Below are 2,966 nucleotides of genomic sequence, written 5' to 3'. Positions count from 1 at the left end.
CGTCGCGCCAGCGGCTAGGCCGCGGCGGTCGGGAAACCATTTCAGCGCGTTGCCGACGCAGGTGCCGTACACGGCGCCCGCGCCCATGCCGCCGATGATCGCCGCCGTGTAGAGCAAAGTGAGCGAGTCGGCGTAGGAGTTGAGGATCCAGGACAGCGCGATCATCACGCCGCCGAACATGACGACGATGCGCGGGCCGTATTTGTCGACGAACCAGGCCTCGATCGGCACCAGCCAGGTCTCGGTGACGACGAAGATGGTGAAAGCGAGCTGGATCGCGGCGCGTCCCCAATGATGGGCCGCATCGATCGGATCGACGAACAGCGTCCAGCCGTACTGCAGATTGGCGATCATCGCCATGCAGACGATGCCCATGCCGAGCTGGAGCCAACGGAAACCGGTGCGAAGAGGCGCGGCCGTGACGGCGCCGTCCGTGCTGGAAATCATCAAGAACCTCCCAACGCGCTTTTTCTGGTCGACATCGTTTGCCAAGATGACCTGATGTCGCAATGTTGTGGCTTATCGTCGCAAGCGCGGCGCCGAACTTGGTATACCATATTCCAGAAAGCAAGCCCCAACTTGGCGTTCCAGCCAAGAAATCTGCGGTTCCGCCGTCCGGTGAAAGGCCTCGCGCAAACGAAAACGCCCGGCCGCGAGACCGGGCGTCTGCTCGATGAAGAGCTGTGGTGGAGCGCGTCAGACGGTCGATTTCGCGACCACGACCTTGCGCCAGGGTTTCAGCACCGCGATCGCCAGCAGCGAAGCCAGGATGTTGGCGCCGGCTGCGATGATGAACACGCTGTCCCAGGTGCCCGACGATTGCTGCATGTAGTTGCCGATCGGGACCAGCAGCGCGGCGGTGCCCTTCGCGGTGTAGAGCAGGCCGGCATTGGTGGTCGCGAACTTGGCGCCGAACGTGTCGGTGCAGGTCGAGGGGAACAGCGAGTAGATCTCACCCCAGGCGAAGAACACGAAGCCCGAGAGCAGCACGAACCAGATCGGATCGTGACCCCAGAGGTAGAGCATCCAGATGCCGAACCCTTCCATGCCGAAGGCGATGAACATCGTGTTCTCGCGGCCGATCATGTCGGAGATCCAGCCGAAGAACGGACGCGTCAGGCCGTTGAGGACGCGGTCGATCGTGGCCGCGAAGGTCACTGCCGTCATCGTCACCGCCATCAGCGTGACCGGCACGTTGTCGACCTTCCAGTCGGCCGCGATCGGCTTCAGGTTTGCCGTCACCATCAAGCCGCCGGCGCCGACGATCACGAACATGAAGTACATCAGCCAGAAGATCGGCTGACGCAGCACCTCGGTCGGCTGGTAGTTGCGGCGGGTCTGCAGCAGATTGGCATTCGCGACCACGTTCGGCACCTGGCCCGCTTTCGGCGCGAGCAGGAAGAAGGCGAGAATGCAGATGATGATGCCTTGGCCGAGGCCGAAATAGAGGAAGGTGGTCTGGAATCCACTGTCCTTGATCATGGCCTGGATCGGCGCGACCGTCAGCGCGGAGCCTGCACCGAAGCCCGCGGCCGTGATGCCCGCGGCAAGACCGCGCTTGTCCGGAAACCACTTCAGCGCGTTGCCGACGCAGGTGCCGTAGACGCCGCCGGCGCCGATGCCCGCGATGATCATGCCGAGATAGTAGCCGTTGAGCGTGGTGGCCTGCGCGTTGATCGCCCAGCCGATCGCGCAGAGCACGCCGCCGACGAGCACGACGATGCGCGGACCGTATTTGTCGACGAACCATCCTTCGATCGGCACCAGCCAGGTCTCGAACAGCACGAACAGCGTAAAGGCCCATTGGATCGACGCGCGATCCCAGCCGAATTTCTTCTGGATGTCGGGGACGAAGAACGTCCAGCCGTATTGGTAGTTGGCGATCATCACCATCGCCGCTACACCGACCGCCAATTGTGCCCAGCGATAGGCGTCGCTTACGCGCGCGACACTAGGGGCCGCTGCCGACTGCACCATGTCCGTCATTAAAAACCCTCCCGAACGCGCCGATCATTTTTATGCATGCGCTGGCGGGCATCCTGGTATGCATTATGCCAAGATTCAAGCGACGGACGGGGAGGTGCGGCGAAATAACGCGGGTCTGTTCACATGCGTCATGGCGTCCTGCTTGTAAAGCCCCATCGCTGCCGACGTGCTGACGGCAGCGGCCATTTTCCTATCCAAGCGATTGATTTGATAGACATTTTTTAGCAGGACGGCAACGCCGTGAGCGGGCTGGGAACGCCGGTGCGCGGGGCGATTTTCCCGCTCATGCGCTGCCCGCGCACGCCGACAGGGGGCGCTCGACCAGCGCACCTTCGCTGGAATTCTTTATTCCAGAAGTCCGGCCTGCGACGGTTTGGCAGTGGCGACGGCGCGAATCGCGCCTCACGCCATCGAGGTGCGCAGCCGGCTGTAGCCTTCCTGGATCGCGGACCAGAACAGGGCGACCAGGCCGAGCACCATGATCGTGCTGACGAGGCCGTTGGAGAAGAACACGTTGAGCGAGCCCTGCGACCCCAGCAGCGACTGGCGGAAGGCTTCCTCCGCCTTGTCGCCGAGCACGATGGCGAGCACCAGCGGTGCGAGCGGGTAGTTGCACTTCTTGAGCAGATAGCCGAGCACGCCGAACACCAGCATCAGCATCACGTCGAAGGTGCTGTTGTGCACCGAATAGGCGCCGATGGCGCAGAGCACCAGGATCAGCGGCGCGATGATGCCGAAGGGCACGCGCAGGATCGCGGCGAAGATCGGCACGCAGGTGAGCACGACGATGAGGCCGGCGAGATTGCCGAGATACATCGAGGCGATCAGGCCCCAGACGAATTCCTTCTGCTCGACGAACAGCATGGGGCCGGGCTGCAGACCCCAGATCAGCAATCCCCCGAGCAGGACGGCGGCGGTCGGGGAGCCGGGCACGCCCAGCGACAGCATCGGCAGCAGCGCCGAGGTGCCCGCGGCGTGCG

Annotated in this window: 3 protein-coding genes; all 3 read right to left on the bottom strand. The window is 63.4% G+C overall.

Annotated features, from left to right (window positions below):
- On the bottom strand, positions 1 to 447 hold a 447-nt coding region (locus tag MOV75_RS32900; RefSeq protein ID WP_247007410.1), incomplete at its 3' end, for an MFS transporter.
- A gap of 249 nt (positions 448 to 696) precedes the next feature.
- Positions 697 to 1,986: an oxalate/formate MFS antiporter gene (gene oxlT / locus MOV75_RS32895; protein WP_246931657.1), complete on the bottom strand. Its 1,290-nt coding sequence runs from the start codon at positions 1,984 to 1,986 to the stop codon at positions 697 to 699.
- 402 nt (positions 1,987 to 2,388) lie between these two features.
- A partial coding sequence (locus tag MOV75_RS32890) for a tripartite tricarboxylate transporter permease (RefSeq protein ID WP_247007408.1) occupies positions 2,389 to 2,966 on the bottom strand: 578 nt, incomplete at its 5' end.

Origin of the sequence: Bradyrhizobium sp. PRIMUS42, assembly GCF_023006515.1 — a bacterium.
Taxonomy (GTDB): domain Bacteria; phylum Pseudomonadota; class Alphaproteobacteria; order Rhizobiales; family Xanthobacteraceae; genus Bradyrhizobium.
Note: the sequence above shows the minus strand (reverse complement) of the source record. Positions and strands in the feature narration are given on the sequence as shown.